Raw genomic sequence first — 15044 nt, forward strand, 5'->3', positions numbered from 1 at the left:
ACCCCACCCCGGGTATCGAGCGCACTTTCGCGGATGAGGCGCGGTTCAAGCTGCGCCTGTCGGTGGAAAGTGCGCCCGATAAGCGCGAGCCGCGCGTTTCAGACCGCTCCGACGAGGCGAGCGAACGCACTCATCCGCGCCACCCCCTCGGGCGTGCGCGGCAGATCATCGAGGATGCCGGTGCCGTAGACGATGTACGCCGTGTGCTGCGCGCGTGAGACGGCGACGTTGAGGCGGTTCTGCAGCAGCAGGAACTCCAGTCCCCGCGGTGCGTCGCGACCCGAGGATGCCGCGAGCGACACGATCGCCACCGCCGCCTCCTGCCCCTGGAAGCGGTCGACCGTTCCGACCGGCACCTCGGTGTAGCCCGCGGCGGCGAGCGCCTCCTCGACGAGCACCTGCTGTGCGTTGTACGGCGTGACCACGATGATGTCGCGCTGCCCGAGCGGACGCGGTGCGAGCGCCGGATCGGGCAGCCACGCGCGGCCGAGGAGATCGGCGACCAGGCGCACGACGACCTCGGCTTCCTCGGGCGAGGCGGTGGCATTGCGCCGGTGTGCGACGGGCAACGGCACGACGCCCGGAGTCACACCCGCGAGCATCCGGTCCGCGGTCGAGACGTGCGCGGCGAGACGTCCGTCATAGGCCAGCACGGAGACCGGCTCGGCGACCTCCGGCCGCATTCGCCGGGTCTCGGCCAGGAAGAACCCGCGGTCGGCGGGAATGACGTGAGCGCCGTCCATGATCCAGCCGAGAGCGGACGTATCGACCGGCTCGGGGTGCGTGCCCTGGCTGACCTGCGGCAGCTGCTGGGGATCGCCAAGCAGGAGGAGCCGGGATGCCGCGACCGACACCGCGATCGTCGAGGCGAGGGAGAACTGACCCGCCTCATCGATGACGAGCAGATCGAGGCTGCCGCGCGGGATGCGGCCCGCGTGGGTGAGATCCCATGCTGTACCGCCCACCACATAGCCGTCGGGACGTGTCGCGGTGAATTCGGCGACGCCGTTCTTCGGGATGACGGTGAAGGCCTCGTCACCGGTCGGCTCGCCCTTCACCGCCTTGGCGATCTTCTCGCGAGGCACGCCCGCCGCCGCGATGCGGTCGAGCATGTTCTCGACGACGGCGTGCGACTGCGCGACGACTCCGACGCGGTATCCGCGTTCGCCGACCAGACGCGCCACGACGTGCGACCCCACATAGGTCTTGCCCGTTCCGGGAGGGCCTTGAACGGCGAGATAGCTGCGGTCGAGGTCGAGGATGGCGCGCGAGATATCGGCGACGGGGTCGGATCCGTCGCCGGGCAACCCGCCGGAGAGCGTTCGCGGCGGCCGGCGCAGCAGCAGATCGGTCGCGGGATCGGTGGGCAGGTCGGGCGTCGCGGCGATCACCCCGTCGGCCCACGCATCGATCGCCGCCTGCTGGCTGCCCGCGGGAGGCGGGGCCGCGGGGGTCAGCGCGATCGGCAGCTCGGACCACATGTACGCCCCCGCGGCGAGCTCCTCGACGATCGCGCCGTCATCGAGCACCTCGACCACCCGGACGCGCCGGTCGGCGTGGATGAAGCGGGGCCGCGGTTCGGTCGGGAACGGCGCGGGCGACTCGTAGATCGCGAAGGGCGACGAATCGACGCTCAGCCGCGTGCCCGGCGCGACCTCGCCGCGGAGCTCGAGGATGCGCCGGTCGGTCCGGGCACCCTCGGGGCGATGCCAGTCTTCGAGCACCCGGCTGCGCTCCGCCGCGACGGCGACGACGTCGCGGGTGTCCTCCCACATCGAGAGCGGTTCGCGCAGGCGAAGGAAGTGCGTGGCCCAGAACGACTTCGCCTCGCGCGGGTAGTAGTCGATCGCCGCCGCCCCGAGCCGGAGCGCAACGGCGGCCGGAGCCTCGGCGCCGGCAGGATCGTCGGTGGCAGCGGCATCCGCGAGCCGTGAGAGAGCCGTCGCCCGCGGCGACGGCTCGTAGGCGCGCTCTTCGGGCTCGACGTCGGCAGACGGGCGGAGCTGCGCCTCGCGCGCGCGGTCGACGAGCCAGTCGCGCAGTCGACGCGTCGACACGCAGTCGTAGCGGTTGTAGTCGGCGAGGTCGGCGAGGATCGCGGCGGCACCGTCGGTGTCACCCGCCTCGGCGAGCGCCCGCGCCTCGACGTACCGGACGATCGAGTCGTCGCCCTTCTGGACATCGCTCGTCCGGACCTCGGCGCCCATGTAGAGGGGTTCGAGCTTCTTGATCGAGTACGAGCGCGAGCCCACGCGAAGCGCCCGGCGGACGATCGGATACAGGTCGACGAAGACACCGTCGCGCAGCAGCCGGTCGACCTCCGCTTCGCCGACGCCGTAGCGCGCGGCCATCGCGAGGAGATGCGTCGGCTCGTACGGCGCGTAGTGGTAGATGTGCATCGCGGGATGGGCGGCGCGCCGCACGGCGACGAACTCGAGGAAGGTCTGGAACGCCGCCTTCTCCTCGTCGAACGTGTGAGCCCACAGCGCGGAGTACTGCTCGCGCAGATCGACCCACCCGAACAGGTAGTCGATGCCCCAGTGGCGGCCCGCGCCCTCGGTGTAGAGCGGGTCGCCCTCGAAGTCGAAGAACAGGTCGCCGAGATCGGGCCGGGGAAGCGCGCCGAGGGCCTGCGGGAAGACGACCTCGTAGGTCGGCAGGGGCGCCGCGCTCGGGGCGGTCTCGGTCTCGCCGTCGGGCGCGGTCGTGACGCCGCCCGCCGGGCTGTCGAGCTGCAGCCGCGCCTGGGTGCGGAGCCCGGTGAACGTGTCCCACGACATCCGGGCCGGCGTCTCGCGTGCCGCCGCGAGCTCGTCGATGGTGGTGATGCCGGCGGCCCGCAGCCGCTCGCGCTGGATCGGCCGCATCCCGGCGACGAGCAGCAGGTCGCGCGCGGCCACGACCTCGAGATCGCAGGTCGCGCACCGTCCGCAGGCCGCGACCCGAAGGTCGCCGCGGTCGTCTCCCCACGCGATCGGCCGACCCTCGGCCCCCGCAGCGACGTCACGGTCGGCGATGAGCGAGCGCAGGCGCTCGCGGCGCAGGACGAACACCGGCGCGATGTCGGCCCGGGCGTGCCGTGACACCGTGCCGTCGCCGAGCAGCAGCTCGACCTGGTCGGCCACGCGCGCGCCCTCGCGGTCGAGCTGGACGGCATACGCCTCGAGCTGCATCAGCGCGGTGACGCGGGCGTGACGCGCGAGCTTGGTGTCTTGCACGACCCACCGGTCGTCGTCGTCGCGCAGCAGGAAGTCGGCGAACCCGACGAAGTCGGTGTCGGCGAACGCGGCCTGGTAGATCACCCGCGCGTCCGATGCGAGAGCCTCGCGCGTGAGCGCGACGGCCCGCGCCAGGCCCGCGGCATCCGATGATCGCGTCTCGGGGATCTCGGCCACACGATCACCGAATTCGGCGCGGTACGCGGCGAGCTGACGTTCTTCGTGCCGGTCGCCCAGACGGCCGGCCCGCTCGAGCGTCGGGTCGTCGGGCTCGTCGACGGCGGCGACGCGTCCGAGCTTGGCGTCGATCGCGCGCAGCCAGGCGAACTCGCACTCGGCCGCGGCCTTGAGGTCGCTCGCGCTCCAGACGATCCGGCCTTCGTCCTCGATGTATCGCATGATCCCCTTCCGTTCAATGACCCTAACCGCGGGGTGCGACACCGCCGGCGCCGGTGCCAGACTGAGGAGGGTGAACGAGTCGCTCCCCTTCGCCAGCGCGTACGCCCACGGCTTCGCGCGGATCGCCGCCTGCACCATCCCGGTGGCCATCGCCGATCCCGCCGCCAACGCCGAGGCCGTGCTCGCCGAGGCGCAGGCGTGCGACGCCGACTCCGTCGCGGTCGCGGTGTTCCCCGAGCTGTGCCTCACCGGCTACGCGATCGACGACCTCGTCCTGCAGGACGCCGTGCTGGATGCCGTCGACGCGGCGATCGAGCGCATCGTCGCGGCATCCGTCGACCTGATGCCGGTGCTGGTGGTCGGTGCCCCGCTCCGCCACCGCAGCCGCCTGTACAACTGCGCCGTCGTCATTCACCGCGGCGAGATCCTCGGCGTCGCCCCCAAGGCCCACCTGCCCACCTACCGCGAGTTCTACGAGCGCCGCTGGTACGCCGCCGGCGAGGAGTGGGACGGCGAGAGCATCCGCATCGGCTCGCACGAGACCGTGTTCGGGACGAACCTCCTCTTCGACATCCGCGACGTCCCCGGCCTCGTCCTGCATGCCGAGGTGTGCGAGGACATGTGGGTTCCGGTGCCGCCCTCGTCCCGCGCGGCTCTCGCGGGAGCGACGGTGCTCGTGAACCTGTCGGGCTCTCCCATCACGATCGGCCGGGCCGACGACCGCCGCACGCTCGTGCAGTCGCAATCGCTGCGGTGCCTCGCCGTGTACGCCTACGCCGCGGCAGGCCTCGGCGAATCGACCAACGACGTCTCGTGGGACGGCCAGACCATGATCTACGAGGGCGGCTCGCTCCTGGCCGAGACCGAGCGCTTCCCCGACGGTCCGCGCCGCAGCGTGGCTGACGTCGACCTCGACCGGGTGCGGCAGGACCGGTACCGACAGGGCACCTTCGACGACAACCGCCGCACGACGGGAACCGACTTCCTCACCGTCGAGACGTTCCTGCACCCGCCCGCCGCGGACATCGGGCTGCGGCGCACACTCGACCGCTTCCCCTTCGTCCCGGACGACCCCGCCCGCCTCGACCAGGACTGCTACGAGGCGTTCAACATCCAGGTCTCCGGACTCGAGCAGCGGATGCGGGCCATCGGCGGTCCCCGCCCCGTGATCGGCGTGTCCGGCGGGCTCGACTCCACTCACGCCCTGCTCGTCGTCGCCCGCGCGATGGATCGCATGGGTCGCCCGCGCAGCGACATCCTCGCGTACACGATGCCCGGATTCGCCACGAGCGACCACACGAAGTCCAATGCCGTCGCCCTTGCCGAGGCGATCGGCGCGACGATCGAGACGATCGACATCCGTCCCGCGGCGAACGAGCTCCTGCGCGGCATCGGACACCCCTACGCTTCCGGCGAGCCCGTCTACGACGTGACGTTCGAGAACGTCCAGGCCGGTGTCCGCACCGACTTCCTGTTCCGGCTCGCCAACCGCCTGAACGGCATCGTCATCGGCACCTCCGATCTCTCGGAGCTCGCGCTCGGCTGGGCCACGTACGGCGTCGGCGACCACATGAGCCACTACGCCGTGAACGTCGGTGTGCCCAAGACGCTCATGCAGCACCTCATCCGCTGGGTGATCGCGCACCGGGAGGGCACGGGAACCGACCTGACCGACGAGGCCGTGGCGGTGCTGCAGTCGGTTCTCGACACCGAGATCAGTCCCGAGCTCGTGCCCGCGGGCGAAGACGGCAAGGTGCAGTCCACGGAGTCGACGATCGGGCCCTACGCCCTCCACGACTTCGCGCTGCACCACGTCCTGCGCTACGGGTTCCGTCCGTCGAAGATCGCCTTCCTCGCCCAGCACGCGTGGTCGGATGCGGATGCCGGCGACTGGCCGGTCGGCTTCCCGCGCGACAGTCGCTACGCGTACGACCTCGCCGAGATCACGCACTGGCTGCAGGTGTTCATCAAGCGGTTCTTCGGCTTCGCGCAGTTCAAGCGCAGCGCGATCCCCAACGGGCCCAAGGTCGCCGCGGCGGGGTCGCTGTCGCCGCGGGGCGACTGGCGTGCACCGTCGGACGGCAACCCCGAGGCGTGGCTCGCCGAGCTCCGGCGGGCACTGCCCGACCTCGTCGACTGACCCGGGCCGACCGGGGAGGCGCGGATCAGGCCGTCGGCAGGGTTCCGTAGGCCAGCGTGATGAGCCACCCGTCGCGCGAGATGTCGACGAGGGTGTACTTCATCTTGCGATCCGGGATCCAGCCGCGGTGGCGGCCCGGGTCGAGCCGGACCTGTTCCGGTGCGACACGGACGCCGCGGCCGTCGGCCTCGAGCACCGCCTGCACGTGAACCCAGTGGTCGACGAGGTCGAGGGTGTCGGCGCCGGCGAAGAGCCGCGAGTGCTTGCGCATCCGGGCCAGGTCGGCGGGTTCGGGATGCGCGTCGCGGATGTCGATGCCCACCGGCAGTCCCGGGTCGCTGACCGCGACGACCGTCGCCGCGCGGAAGCTCGCCGTCGTGATCGCCAGCGGCACCTCGACGCCGTCGCGTGAGGCGATGAGGCGCGTGTGATAGCCGAAGCCGCGGGGCGCCTCGCGTTCGATGCGCACGTCCTTCTCGTCGCACCCGAGAGCCTGGGCGACGAGCTCGCGCGCGATCATCCGCCGCCGGTGATGGACCGTGATGGCGGGATCCCACCCGAGCCGCGCGGTGATGCCCGCGGGCGTATCGAGAAGTACCGTCTTCATGCCGTCGCTCCCGCCTCTGGATGGTCTGACCTCAGCTCGAGTCTAACGATCAGGCGCGAGGGCACCAGGGCGCACGACCGGGTCAATCCGGTTCCCGGCCCGCCCGGGCATTCGTCGACGAGACCTCGCCTAGGCTGGCGGGATGAGCCTCGACAACGGCGACGACAAGCGGCCGTCCTCCGCCCGCATCGCGATCTGGGTCGTGGTGGGCGGCATCGGCGCCTACCTGCTGATCTCCGGCATCCTCGGCATCCTCGCTCGGGGCGGTGCCTGACCGTGCGACGGCTCTTGGTCGTCGCCCACCGCGATGAGCTGATCGGGTTCCCCGCCGACATCCCGGGGTTCGACATCCTGCTCACGGGACCGGGCAAGCTGCTCGCCGCGCATGAACTGACCCGCGCACTCGACCGCACCGCGTACGACGAGATCGTCGTCGTCGGGACGGCGGGAGCGGTGGCCGGTGCTCTCGGGCCCGGCATCTACGAAGTCGGCGACGCCGTCCAGCACGACGTGTTCGACCTGGCCGGGGTTCGCGGCCGGCACCTCTCGATGCCCGAGCGCGTCGAGGCCGGCGGCACCGGGGTGCGCATCGCGACGGGTGACGTCTTCGTCGACGACGCCGAGGCGGTCGCCCTCATCCAGTCGCTGGGAGCCCAGCTGGTCGACATGGAGACCTACGTCTACATCTGGGTCGCGCAGCGCTTCGGCATCCCCATCCGCGTGCTCAAAGCGGTGTCGGATGATGCCCAGGACGGCGCGACGACCGGGTGGGACGAAGCCGTCGCCGCGTGCAGCCGCGCCCTGTACGAGCGGATCCGCGCCGACTACGGCGTCTGATCGCCGCTGCGCGCGAACAGCCGGCGCAGCAGCAGGAACACGACGAGGGCGACGACCGCGACGAGCCCGAGCTTGACCGCGAACACGGCCAGGCGCAGCACGATGTCGACGATCACCCACGCGACGAGGATCGCGGCGATCACTCCGACGACGGTCCAGAAAGTCCTCACGACGCCAGCCTAGTCGCGCTCGCTGAGCGCCTCCTGCCGGATGATGCTCGGGCCCTCGCGCGTCGCCTCGACGACGATCTGCGCGGCGAGCTGCTCCTTCATGCCCTCGACGTGACTGATGACGCCGACGGTCCGGCCGCCCGCGCGCAGCTCGTCGAGAGTGCGCATCGCGAGCTCGAGGGTCTCGGGATCGAGCGACCCGAAGCCCTCGTCGACGAAGAGCGTGTCGAGACGGATGCCGCCGGCGCGACCGGTGACGACCTCGGCGAGACCGAGCGCGAGGGCGAGGGAGGCGAGGAAGGTCTCTCCTCCCGACAGCGATTGCGGCGAACGCAGACGGCCGGTGTGCGCGTCGAGCACCTCGAGCCCGAGTCCGGATGCTGCGCCACGGGCCTGCAGCGCGTCGCTGTGATGGAGGGTGTACCGCCCTGACGACATGTCGCGCAGGCGCAGGTTGGCGGCGGCGACGATCTCTTCGAGCTCGGCCGCGAGCACGAAGGTCTCGAGATCCATCTTCCGGGTGTTGGGCGCACGGCCGGCGACGGTGTCGGCGAGGCGGGTCACCGTCGCCGTCCGCTCGGCGAGACCGGCCACCGCGACGAACGCGTCGTCGATGCGAAGGAGGAGATCACGCATCGTGTCGGCGGCGTTGACGGCATCGCGGTGCGCAGCGATCGCCGCGCTGCGGGCGCGGTCTCCGGCGGCGACCGCCTCCGCAGCGGCCTCGAGATCGGGCCGCTCGTCGGGAAGCCCCGCGGCAGCGAGCTCGAGTTCGAGCAGGCGGGCGCGCGTGGCCGCGACGTCCGCGGCGTGTTCGGCCACGCGCCGCGTGAGGGCGGTCCGCTCGGACTCGGGAAGCAGCGCCGCGCGCACCTCACCGACGTCGGCGAACACCGATGCCTCGATCCGCTGCGCGCGGTCGTTCGCCGCATCGGCCGCGGTCGCCTCGCTGTGAGCGAGCGCCCGCCGCCCCTCGAGCACCCCGCGCGCGAGGTCACGCTGCTCGGTCGCCGCCGCGATGCGCTCAGCGACCGTCGCGAACGGACCCCGCGCGTCGGCCACGTCTCTCTCCAGTCGGGTGAGCGTCGTGGTGGCCACGGCGGAGCGCTCGCGTGCATCGGCCAGGGCGGTCGCGAGGCGCGTGCGCTCCTCGGTCGCCTCCGCGTCGAGACGGTCGAGCACGTCGCGCTTCTCGGTGAGAGCGGTGACACGCTCGGCGGCGCGTTCGGCGGATGCCAGCTCGTCCCGCGCCTGAGCGAGCAGGCCCGCGAGCTCATCGCGCCCGCGTCCGCCCGCGCGCGCCGTCGCAGCGGCATGGTCTGCGCGAAGCAGGGCGGCGCGCTCCCCCGCACCGCGGGCCTCGGCTGCGGCAGCATCCCGCGCCGACTCGGCGTCGGCCAGATCGTCGTCCGTCACACCGTCGTCCGCCGGGGGCGCGGGATGCGGGTGCTCGAGCGCCCCGCAGACCGGGCAGGCCGCGCCATCGGTCAGCTCGGCGGCGAGCTCTCCCGCCCGCCCGGCCACCCGTCGCCGCAGCAGGTCGGTGACGGCGGCGGCCGCTGCCTCCGCGGCGCCGCTCGCACGCAGATAGGCTTCCTCGGCCTCGCCGAGCTCATCCGCGAGCCGTTCGGCCTCACCGGCCGCCTCGGCCTGAGCGGCGAGCTCGGCCACCCGGGCACGCTGCTCGTCGCCGCGCGCCGCCGCAAGGGTCGCCGCTGCGAGCTCGGTCGCGAGTCGTTCGCGCTCCGCGGGCAGGAGCGCGTGCTGCTCCTCGAGCAGCGTCGCCTGCTCCTCGAGAAGGGCGATCTCTGCCGCGGTCGCGTCTCGCGCATCGAGGGCATCCGTCAGCTCGTGCTCGCGCGCGAGCGCGTCCGTCCAGCGCGCGATGTCGCCCGTGAGGGTCTCGACGAGAGCGGCGATGTCGTCGTCGACGCTTCCGCCGGCCGCCGTCCAGCGCCTCTCGGCGCGCTCCGCCGCGACGCGGGCCTCGCCCGCCGCTTCGTCGGACCGGTCGGCCTGCTCCAGCGTCGCGCGGAGCGCTTCGGCGGCACGTGCACGCTCGAGTCGGCGTTCACCCGCGGCCACCTCGCCGGCGATCGCATCGAGGTCGTCCAGGCGTCGCCGCGCCGTGGCGAGGTCGTCGAGCACCCGCGCCTGTTCGACGAGCTCGGCGTGCGCCGCCACGAGAGCGGCCTGCCGCGACTCCGCCTGCTGGCGGAGCTCGTCGGCCTGCTCCACGCGATAATCGGCGCGACGGTGTGCTCGCTCGACGGCATCGCGTCGACCGGCGAGGTCGAGCGGGGCCGGCTCGTCCGTCGCACCGTCGTCGCCGATGGCGCTGCTCTGCTGCGTCATCGCCGCTTCGGCGAGCTCGAGAAGCGTACGCACCTGATCGCCGGCGGCGTCGAGCTCGCGCTGCGCCGTGCGCCGGCGTTCCTCGAGGTCGTCCTTGTACTGCTCGAAGCGCTTGGTGCCGAACAGGGTGCGCAGCAGCTGCTGCCGCTCGTCGTTGCGAGCGAGGAGGAACCGCGAGAACTTGTTCTGCGCCAGCAGGATGACCTGCTGGAACTGCTGCGCGTTCAGGCCCAGCACCTCGTCGAGCAGCAGGGCGACCTCGCGGGGTTTCGCAGCCCGCCCCACCCATTCGCCGTCGACGTGCTGCTCGAGCTCGGCGCGCGCGATCTCGGTCGTGAGCTTGTCGCCGCGCTTCGCGGGCCGCTCGTACTCCGGCGCCCGGGTCACGCGCCAGCGCTGCCCGCCGACGGTGAACTCCAGCCGGACCTCGGTGGGGTCGCCCAGGAAGCTGTGGTCGCTGCGGAGGCGCCGTTCGCCGTTGTCGTACCGCGGGACCGAGCCGTAGAGCGCGAAGCTCACCCCGTCGAGGATGCTCGACTTGCCCGCGCCGGTGCGGCCCGAGATGAGGAAGACGCCGTCGCGATCGAAGGCGTCGAAGTCGACGGTCTGCTTCTCGCGGAACGGACCGAAGCCGGTCAGCTCCAGGCGATGGAGCTTCACGCCATCGCCTCCACGCGGACCCGCTCGTCGAGGACGTCGGCCAGCAGCTCGCGCTCGCGCTCGTCGGCCCCGGCCCCCTCTCGGACGTGCACGAGGAACGCTTCGACGAGCTCGGCGTCGCTGCGCGCGGCGCGGACGCGGTCGACGTAGGTGCGCGCGACGCTCGGCGCGGCATCCGCCGGGGCGTGCACGACCTTCGCGCAGAACGGGAAGCGTTCCTGCAGGCGACGCATCGGATCGCGTTCGGGCAGCGTGTCGGTGTACTCGACGCAGACCCACGCGTCGGCATGCTGCTCGTGCGCGGGATCGGCGAGAACGTCGGCCAGCGGACCGCGGAGGGTGACCACCCGACGCGGGACCGGCAGCTCGAGCCATCGCGCATCGGCGAAGCCCTCGGCGTCGAGCTCGACCAGCCACGAGCCCCGGGGCTTGTCGCCCTCGCCGAAGCTGTAGTGGAGCGGCGCGCCCGCGTACCGGACGGCGGGAGCGAGCTGCTGACGTCCGTGGATATGCCCCAGCGCCATGTAGTCGACGCCCGAGAACGCGGACAGCGGCACGACGTCGAGACCACCCTGCTGGATGTCTCGCTCGAGGTGCGGCGTCGGCTCGACCCCTGCGGCGAAGCAGTGGGCGATGGCGACCGACCGGCCGCCGCGCACCGCCAGGTCGTCGCGCACGAGCCCCATCGCGCGATCGATCACGGCGGCCTGCGACCGGGCCTCGGGCCACAGGTGTCGCAGCAGCGCCGGCTCGAGGTACGGGATGCCGTAGAAGTGCACCGGCCCGTCGGCATCCGCGATCGTGATCGGAGTGCCCACGGCGGCCGGGTCGGTGAGGACGTGGATGCCCTCGCGCAGCAGCGCCGCCTGGAACCCGAGGCGGGCGGCGGAATCGTGGTTTCCGCTCGTGACGATGACGCGAGCGCCGGTGTCGGCGATACCGCGCAGCGTGTCGGAGAGGAGGGCGTAGCAGCCCGCCGCCGGCGCGGCCGAGTCGAACACGTCGCCCGCCACGACGACGACGTCGACCTCGTGCTCGCGCACCTGGGCGGTGAGCTCCTCGAGCACGCCCCGCAGCGCGTCGAGCGTCGAATGACCGTGGAAGGTCCGCCCGATGTGCCAGTCGGAGGTGTGGAGGATCCGCATGCCGACCAGGGTAGGAGGAGGGTCGGACATCGCCGTGGTGCCCCGCGGGGAAGCCGCCAGACTCAGGCTCGCGCCGCCCGCCGCCGGGAGGTGAGATCGGCGACGCCCAGCACGAGGGCGAGCGCGAGGAACAGGCCCACCGAGACCATCCCGAGGGCGTAGGCGTCGTGATAGACGTCGATCCGCGGCGTCGAACCGCCACCGAGGCGGTACACCGTGGAATAGAACAGCGACAGCGCGACCGCCGTTCCGACGGCGGTTCCGATGCGCTGCACGAGCTGACCAACGGAGCCTGCCAGGCCGCCTTGCTTCACGGGGATGTCGGCGAGGGTCAGGGTCTGATTGGGCGAGATGACGAGACCGCCGCCGAAGCCGCCGACCGTCAGCACGCCCGCCATCGCGAACTCGACGATCCCGGGCGGCACGAAGTATGCGACGAGGGCGAGCGCGACGACCGCCGCGAGCATGATGACCAGTCCCCCGACCACCAGCGGGCGCCCGACCCGCGTCACGATCCGGCCGCCGACGTACGAGGCGCCGGCGCTGGCGATGGCGTACCCGATCGACACCATTCCCGCGAACACCGGCTCGAGGCCCACCCCGAGCTGCAGGAAGAGCGTCGTGAGCAGGAACATGGCGGGGAGCGCCATGAAGTACACGGCCTGGATGAGCGTGCCGTTTCGATACGACGAGATCGCGAAGAGGTCGAGCGGGATCAGGGGGTGCTTGCCGGATGCCGCGTACCGCCGCTCCCACCACACGAACAGGGCGGCGAAGACGCCGAAGGCCACGAGCGACCACCAGCGCTGCGGGTCATCGCCCTGTGCGCCCGTGGTGAGGAGGAACGGGGCCATGAAGGCGATCACGACGAGCGCGAAGAGCAGGAGGCCGACCGGGTCGAGCTGCAGCCGGGCCGGCCGCGATTCCCGGGTCCTCGGAAGCAGCCAGATCACCCCGGCGAGGACGGCGAGGGTCAGCGGGACGTTCATCCAGAAGATGTACCGCCATCCGTCCTCGGCTCCGCCGAGCGCGATCATGAGGCCACCGAGCGTCGGGCCGAATGCCGTCGAGATGCCGATCGTGGCGCCGAAGAGCCCGAAGGCCTTCCCGCGCTCGGCCCCCTGGAACATCTCCTGGGCGAGACCGATGACCTGGGGCATCTGGATTCCGGCGGCGACGCCCTGCACGAGCCGGGCGGCCAGGAGCACGTCCGTGTCGGGCGCGAGCGCGCACACGACGCTCGTCACGGCGAAGAGCGAGAGCCCGATGACGAACAGCGCCCGTCGCGAGCGCTGATCGCCGATGCGACCGGCCGGTACGAGGGTGAGCCCGAAGGTGAGCACGTAGCCCGACACGATGAGCTGCAGCTCCGTCGAGCCCGCGCCGAAGGCCTTCTCGATCGAAGGCAGCGCGACGTTGACCTTGGTCAGGTCGAGGATCGTCAGCGCCGCAACCGCGACGCAGACCCAGAAGGCCCGCCACCGCTGGTGCGCCGACAACGGGATGCTCGCCGTGTCACTCATCGTGGGTCAGGCTATGCCCGGCGGGACGTGCCGGGCGCGGCCTTGCGCTGTCGGCCCGGGGCATTCGCGATGTCGTCCCTCAGTCGACGGCGAGGTCGTCGACGATCCGTGCGATCTCGTCGTCGTCGACGCTCAGGCCGACCTGCGAGATGCGCTGGCGCACGTACTGCTCGACCGTCGCCCGGTTCTCACCCGGAAGATCCGCGCGCAGCTGCGCGACGAGCCCGTCGAGGCGCTCCTGCTCGGTCGTGTCGTGCATAGACAGCGCCGGGCCGTCCTGCACCCCCGGAGGCGAGACCGGCGTGTCCTCCTTCGGAGGCGTCACGTCGCCGCCGGTGCCCGCGGCGGTCGCCCGCGTGCCGCCGCGACCCGTCTCGGGCGCGTCCTGCGTCGCGGAATCCGAGACGCTCGAGTCGATCTCGTCGGCCTGACCGCTCATCGCTGCTCCTCCTCGTCTGCCTGTTCGTCGGTGACGAGGTCGGGGTCCAGGCCCTGCTGGATCTCGGCGCTCTCGACGAATCCGTCCGCGCTGTCGCCGTCGGGCATCGGGACGTCGGCGGGGCTGTCCGCGTCGCGGACGGCGTCGTCTTCGGCTTCGCTCGCGGCGAGCGAGGTGGCACCGGCACCGTCGGGGTCGACGACGCCCTCGGGAAGATCGCGGTTCATGGCTGTCTCCTTCGATCGATCGCCCCAGTCTGGCCCCGGCATCCGTTCACGAGCACCGTCTTGACAGGCGTACGCCGAGCGACGTATCCCGGCCGCATCGGCACGACGCGGCGGTCAGCTGCGCGGCTTCAGGATGCCCGCGCGCTCGGGGTGGGCCTCGAACCAGTCGGCGACGTACCAGCAGACCGGGATGATCGTCCGGTCGCCGAGAGTCTCGATGTCGGCCACGGCGCGCTCGACGACCTCCGCCGCATAGCCGTGGCCGCGGAAAGTGGGAATCGTGTAAGCACGAGTGAGCGCCACGGTGCGCCCGTCGTCGCGGTAGTCGAGCACGCTGACGAGGTCGTCTCCCCGGTGCAGCGCGTAGCGCGAGGCATCCCTCTGGTTCGTGAAGGTCAGTTCGCTCATGGGCCCACGCTACGCCCGGCCGGCGGCAGCGAGGCCAGCCAGGCCTCGATCTCCGAGCGATCACGCAGCCGCACGATCCGCTCCCCCGCCGCGATGCGCCCGAGCATGCGCTCGCGCGTGACCGGATGGTTGGTCCAGGCGAACCGGATGATGTTCCGCTCGGGATGCCATCGGAAGAGGTTGCGCGCACGCTCCCGGTTCCCGTGCCAGAGCTCCTCCCGCCGCACCACACGGCGCAGCGTGCGCCCGATGACCTGGCGCATCACGCGTCGGCGCGGCAGGTCGAGCCAGACGACCGTGTCGGCGCCGTCCGGCGAGCCCGGATCGAGCATGTCGCCCAGACGCGACGTCCAGTTGCCGTCCGCGACCCACCCCTCCGGATGCTGCCGCACGAACTCCCGGACCCGGGCGCGGGCCTCGTCGAGGTCGCGCATCCGCCAGTCGGCGTCCCAGAAGACGGCGTCGAGCTCGAGCCGCGGCACCCCGGTCCGCGCCGAGACGCGGTCCGCGAGCACGCTCTTCCCCGAGCCGGAGGTGCCGACGATCCGGATCCGCGTAGCCACGATCGTGCACGGTAGCGACGATTGAGCAATCTGTCACATTCCGTCATCGAGCGACGCCCGACGCTGGTGTGTTTGACACATCCGGACACGGATCGTCATAATCAACCCCATGACTGACATCGCACGCACTCTGTCCGCCCGGGAGGCGAACGGAACTGCCGACATCATGATGATGTCGCAGCGTGCTGTCATGTGTTGCCGAATGTGCCGCTGACAGGTGAACCCCGCCTGATCCTCCGCCGCTTCTGAACGCGGCCGCGGATCCCCGAGTTCCGATGGACGGCCCACAACGCCGCATCCGGATGCTCGCTCACCGGCCCCCGCTGGGCCTCACGCAACGCACACCCGAACCC

General features: G+C 71.8%; 13 protein-coding genes. 3 read left to right on the forward strand and 10 right to left on the reverse strand.

Annotated features, from left to right (window positions below):
* Positions 1 to 98: 98 nt before the first annotated feature.
* On the reverse strand, positions 99 to 3617 hold the full coding sequence (locus CI089_RS15075; protein ID WP_094262241.1) for a TM0106 family RecB-like putative nuclease: 3519 nt from the start codon (positions 3615 to 3617) through the stop codon (positions 99 to 101).
* A gap of 70 nt (positions 3618 to 3687) precedes the next feature.
* Here CI089_RS15075 and CI089_RS15080 point away from each other — a divergent pair, with 70 nt between their 5' ends.
* Positions 3688 to 5757 (forward strand): NAD(+) synthase, encoded by a 2070-nt coding sequence (locus CI089_RS15080; protein ID WP_094262242.1) that lies wholly within the window; start codon positions 3688 to 3690, stop codon positions 5755 to 5757.
* A gap of 25 nt (positions 5758 to 5782) precedes the next feature.
* Here the strand turns inward: CI089_RS15080 and CI089_RS15085 are convergent, their stop codons facing one another.
* Entirely contained in the window at positions 5783 to 6364 is a 582-nt protein-coding gene (locus CI089_RS15085; RefSeq protein ID WP_094262243.1) for a hypothetical protein, read from the reverse strand.
* A 142-nt stretch (positions 6365 to 6506) separates the two neighbouring features.
* Between CI089_RS15085 and CI089_RS16655 the strand changes: the two genes are divergently transcribed.
* The gene (locus CI089_RS16655; RefSeq protein WP_023952243.1) at positions 6507 to 6638 is read left to right on the forward strand and encodes a hypothetical protein; all 132 of its coding nucleotides are present in this window, start codon (positions 6507 to 6509) and stop codon (positions 6636 to 6638) included.
* Between the two features lie 2 nt (positions 6639 to 6640).
* On the forward strand, positions 6641 to 7201 hold the full coding sequence (locus tag CI089_RS16660) for a phosphorylase family protein (RefSeq protein ID WP_256978026.1): 561 nt from the start codon (positions 6641 to 6643) through the stop codon (positions 7199 to 7201).
* On the opposite strand, the gene CI089_RS15095 is transcribed toward CI089_RS16660, so the two are convergent.
* From CI089_RS15095 to CI089_RS15130, 8 genes are all read right to left on the reverse strand, one after another.
* Positions 7189 to 7371 carry a hypothetical protein gene (locus tag CI089_RS15095; protein WP_094262244.1) on the reverse strand — a complete coding sequence of 61 codons (183 nt, stop codon included), beginning with the start codon at positions 7369 to 7371 and terminating at the stop codon, positions 7189 to 7191. The two genes, CI089_RS16660 and CI089_RS15095, sit on opposite strands and share 13 nt — an antisense overlap.
* Positions 7372 to 7380: 9 nt before the next feature.
* Positions 7381 to 10386 carry an AAA family ATPase gene (locus CI089_RS15100; protein ID WP_094262245.1) on the reverse strand — a complete coding sequence of 1002 codons (3006 nt, stop codon included), beginning with the start codon at positions 10384 to 10386 and terminating at the stop codon, positions 7381 to 7383.
* Complete coding sequence (locus tag CI089_RS15105) at positions 10383 to 11531, reverse strand: exonuclease SbcCD subunit D (protein ID WP_094262246.1); 1149 nt, start codon at positions 11529 to 11531, stop codon at positions 10383 to 10385. Before CI089_RS15105 ends, CI089_RS15100 begins: the two co-directional genes overlap by 4 nt.
* Before the next feature lie 62 nt (positions 11532 to 11593).
* Positions 11594 to 13054, reverse strand: a complete 1461-nt coding sequence (locus CI089_RS15110) for an MFS transporter (RefSeq protein ID WP_094262247.1) — start codon at positions 13052 to 13054, stop codon at positions 11594 to 11596.
* A gap of 79 nt (positions 13055 to 13133) precedes the next feature.
* Positions 13134 to 13493 (reverse strand): hypothetical protein, encoded by a 360-nt coding sequence (locus CI089_RS16665; protein WP_256978027.1) that lies wholly within the window; start codon positions 13491 to 13493, stop codon positions 13134 to 13136.
* Complete coding sequence (locus CI089_RS15120) at positions 13490 to 13720, reverse strand: hypothetical protein (RefSeq protein ID WP_256978028.1); 231 nt, start codon at positions 13718 to 13720, stop codon at positions 13490 to 13492. The genes CI089_RS16665 and CI089_RS15120 overlap by 4 nt, the downstream gene beginning before the upstream one ends.
* A gap of 114 nt (positions 13721 to 13834) precedes the next feature.
* Entirely contained in the window at positions 13835 to 14128 is a 294-nt protein-coding gene (locus tag CI089_RS15125; RefSeq protein ID WP_094262249.1) for a GNAT family N-acetyltransferase, read from the reverse strand.
* Positions 14125 to 14691 (reverse strand): toxin, encoded by a 567-nt coding sequence (locus tag CI089_RS15130; RefSeq protein WP_256978029.1) that lies wholly within the window; start codon positions 14689 to 14691, stop codon positions 14125 to 14127. The genes CI089_RS15125 and CI089_RS15130 overlap by 4 nt, the downstream gene beginning before the upstream one ends.
* Between the last annotated feature and the right edge of the window lie 353 nt (positions 14692 to 15044).

The sequence above is a fragment of the Microbacterium sp. Yaish 1 genome, from assembly GCF_002245215.1.
Lineage (GTDB): Bacteria > Actinomycetota > Actinomycetes > Actinomycetales > Microbacteriaceae > Microbacterium.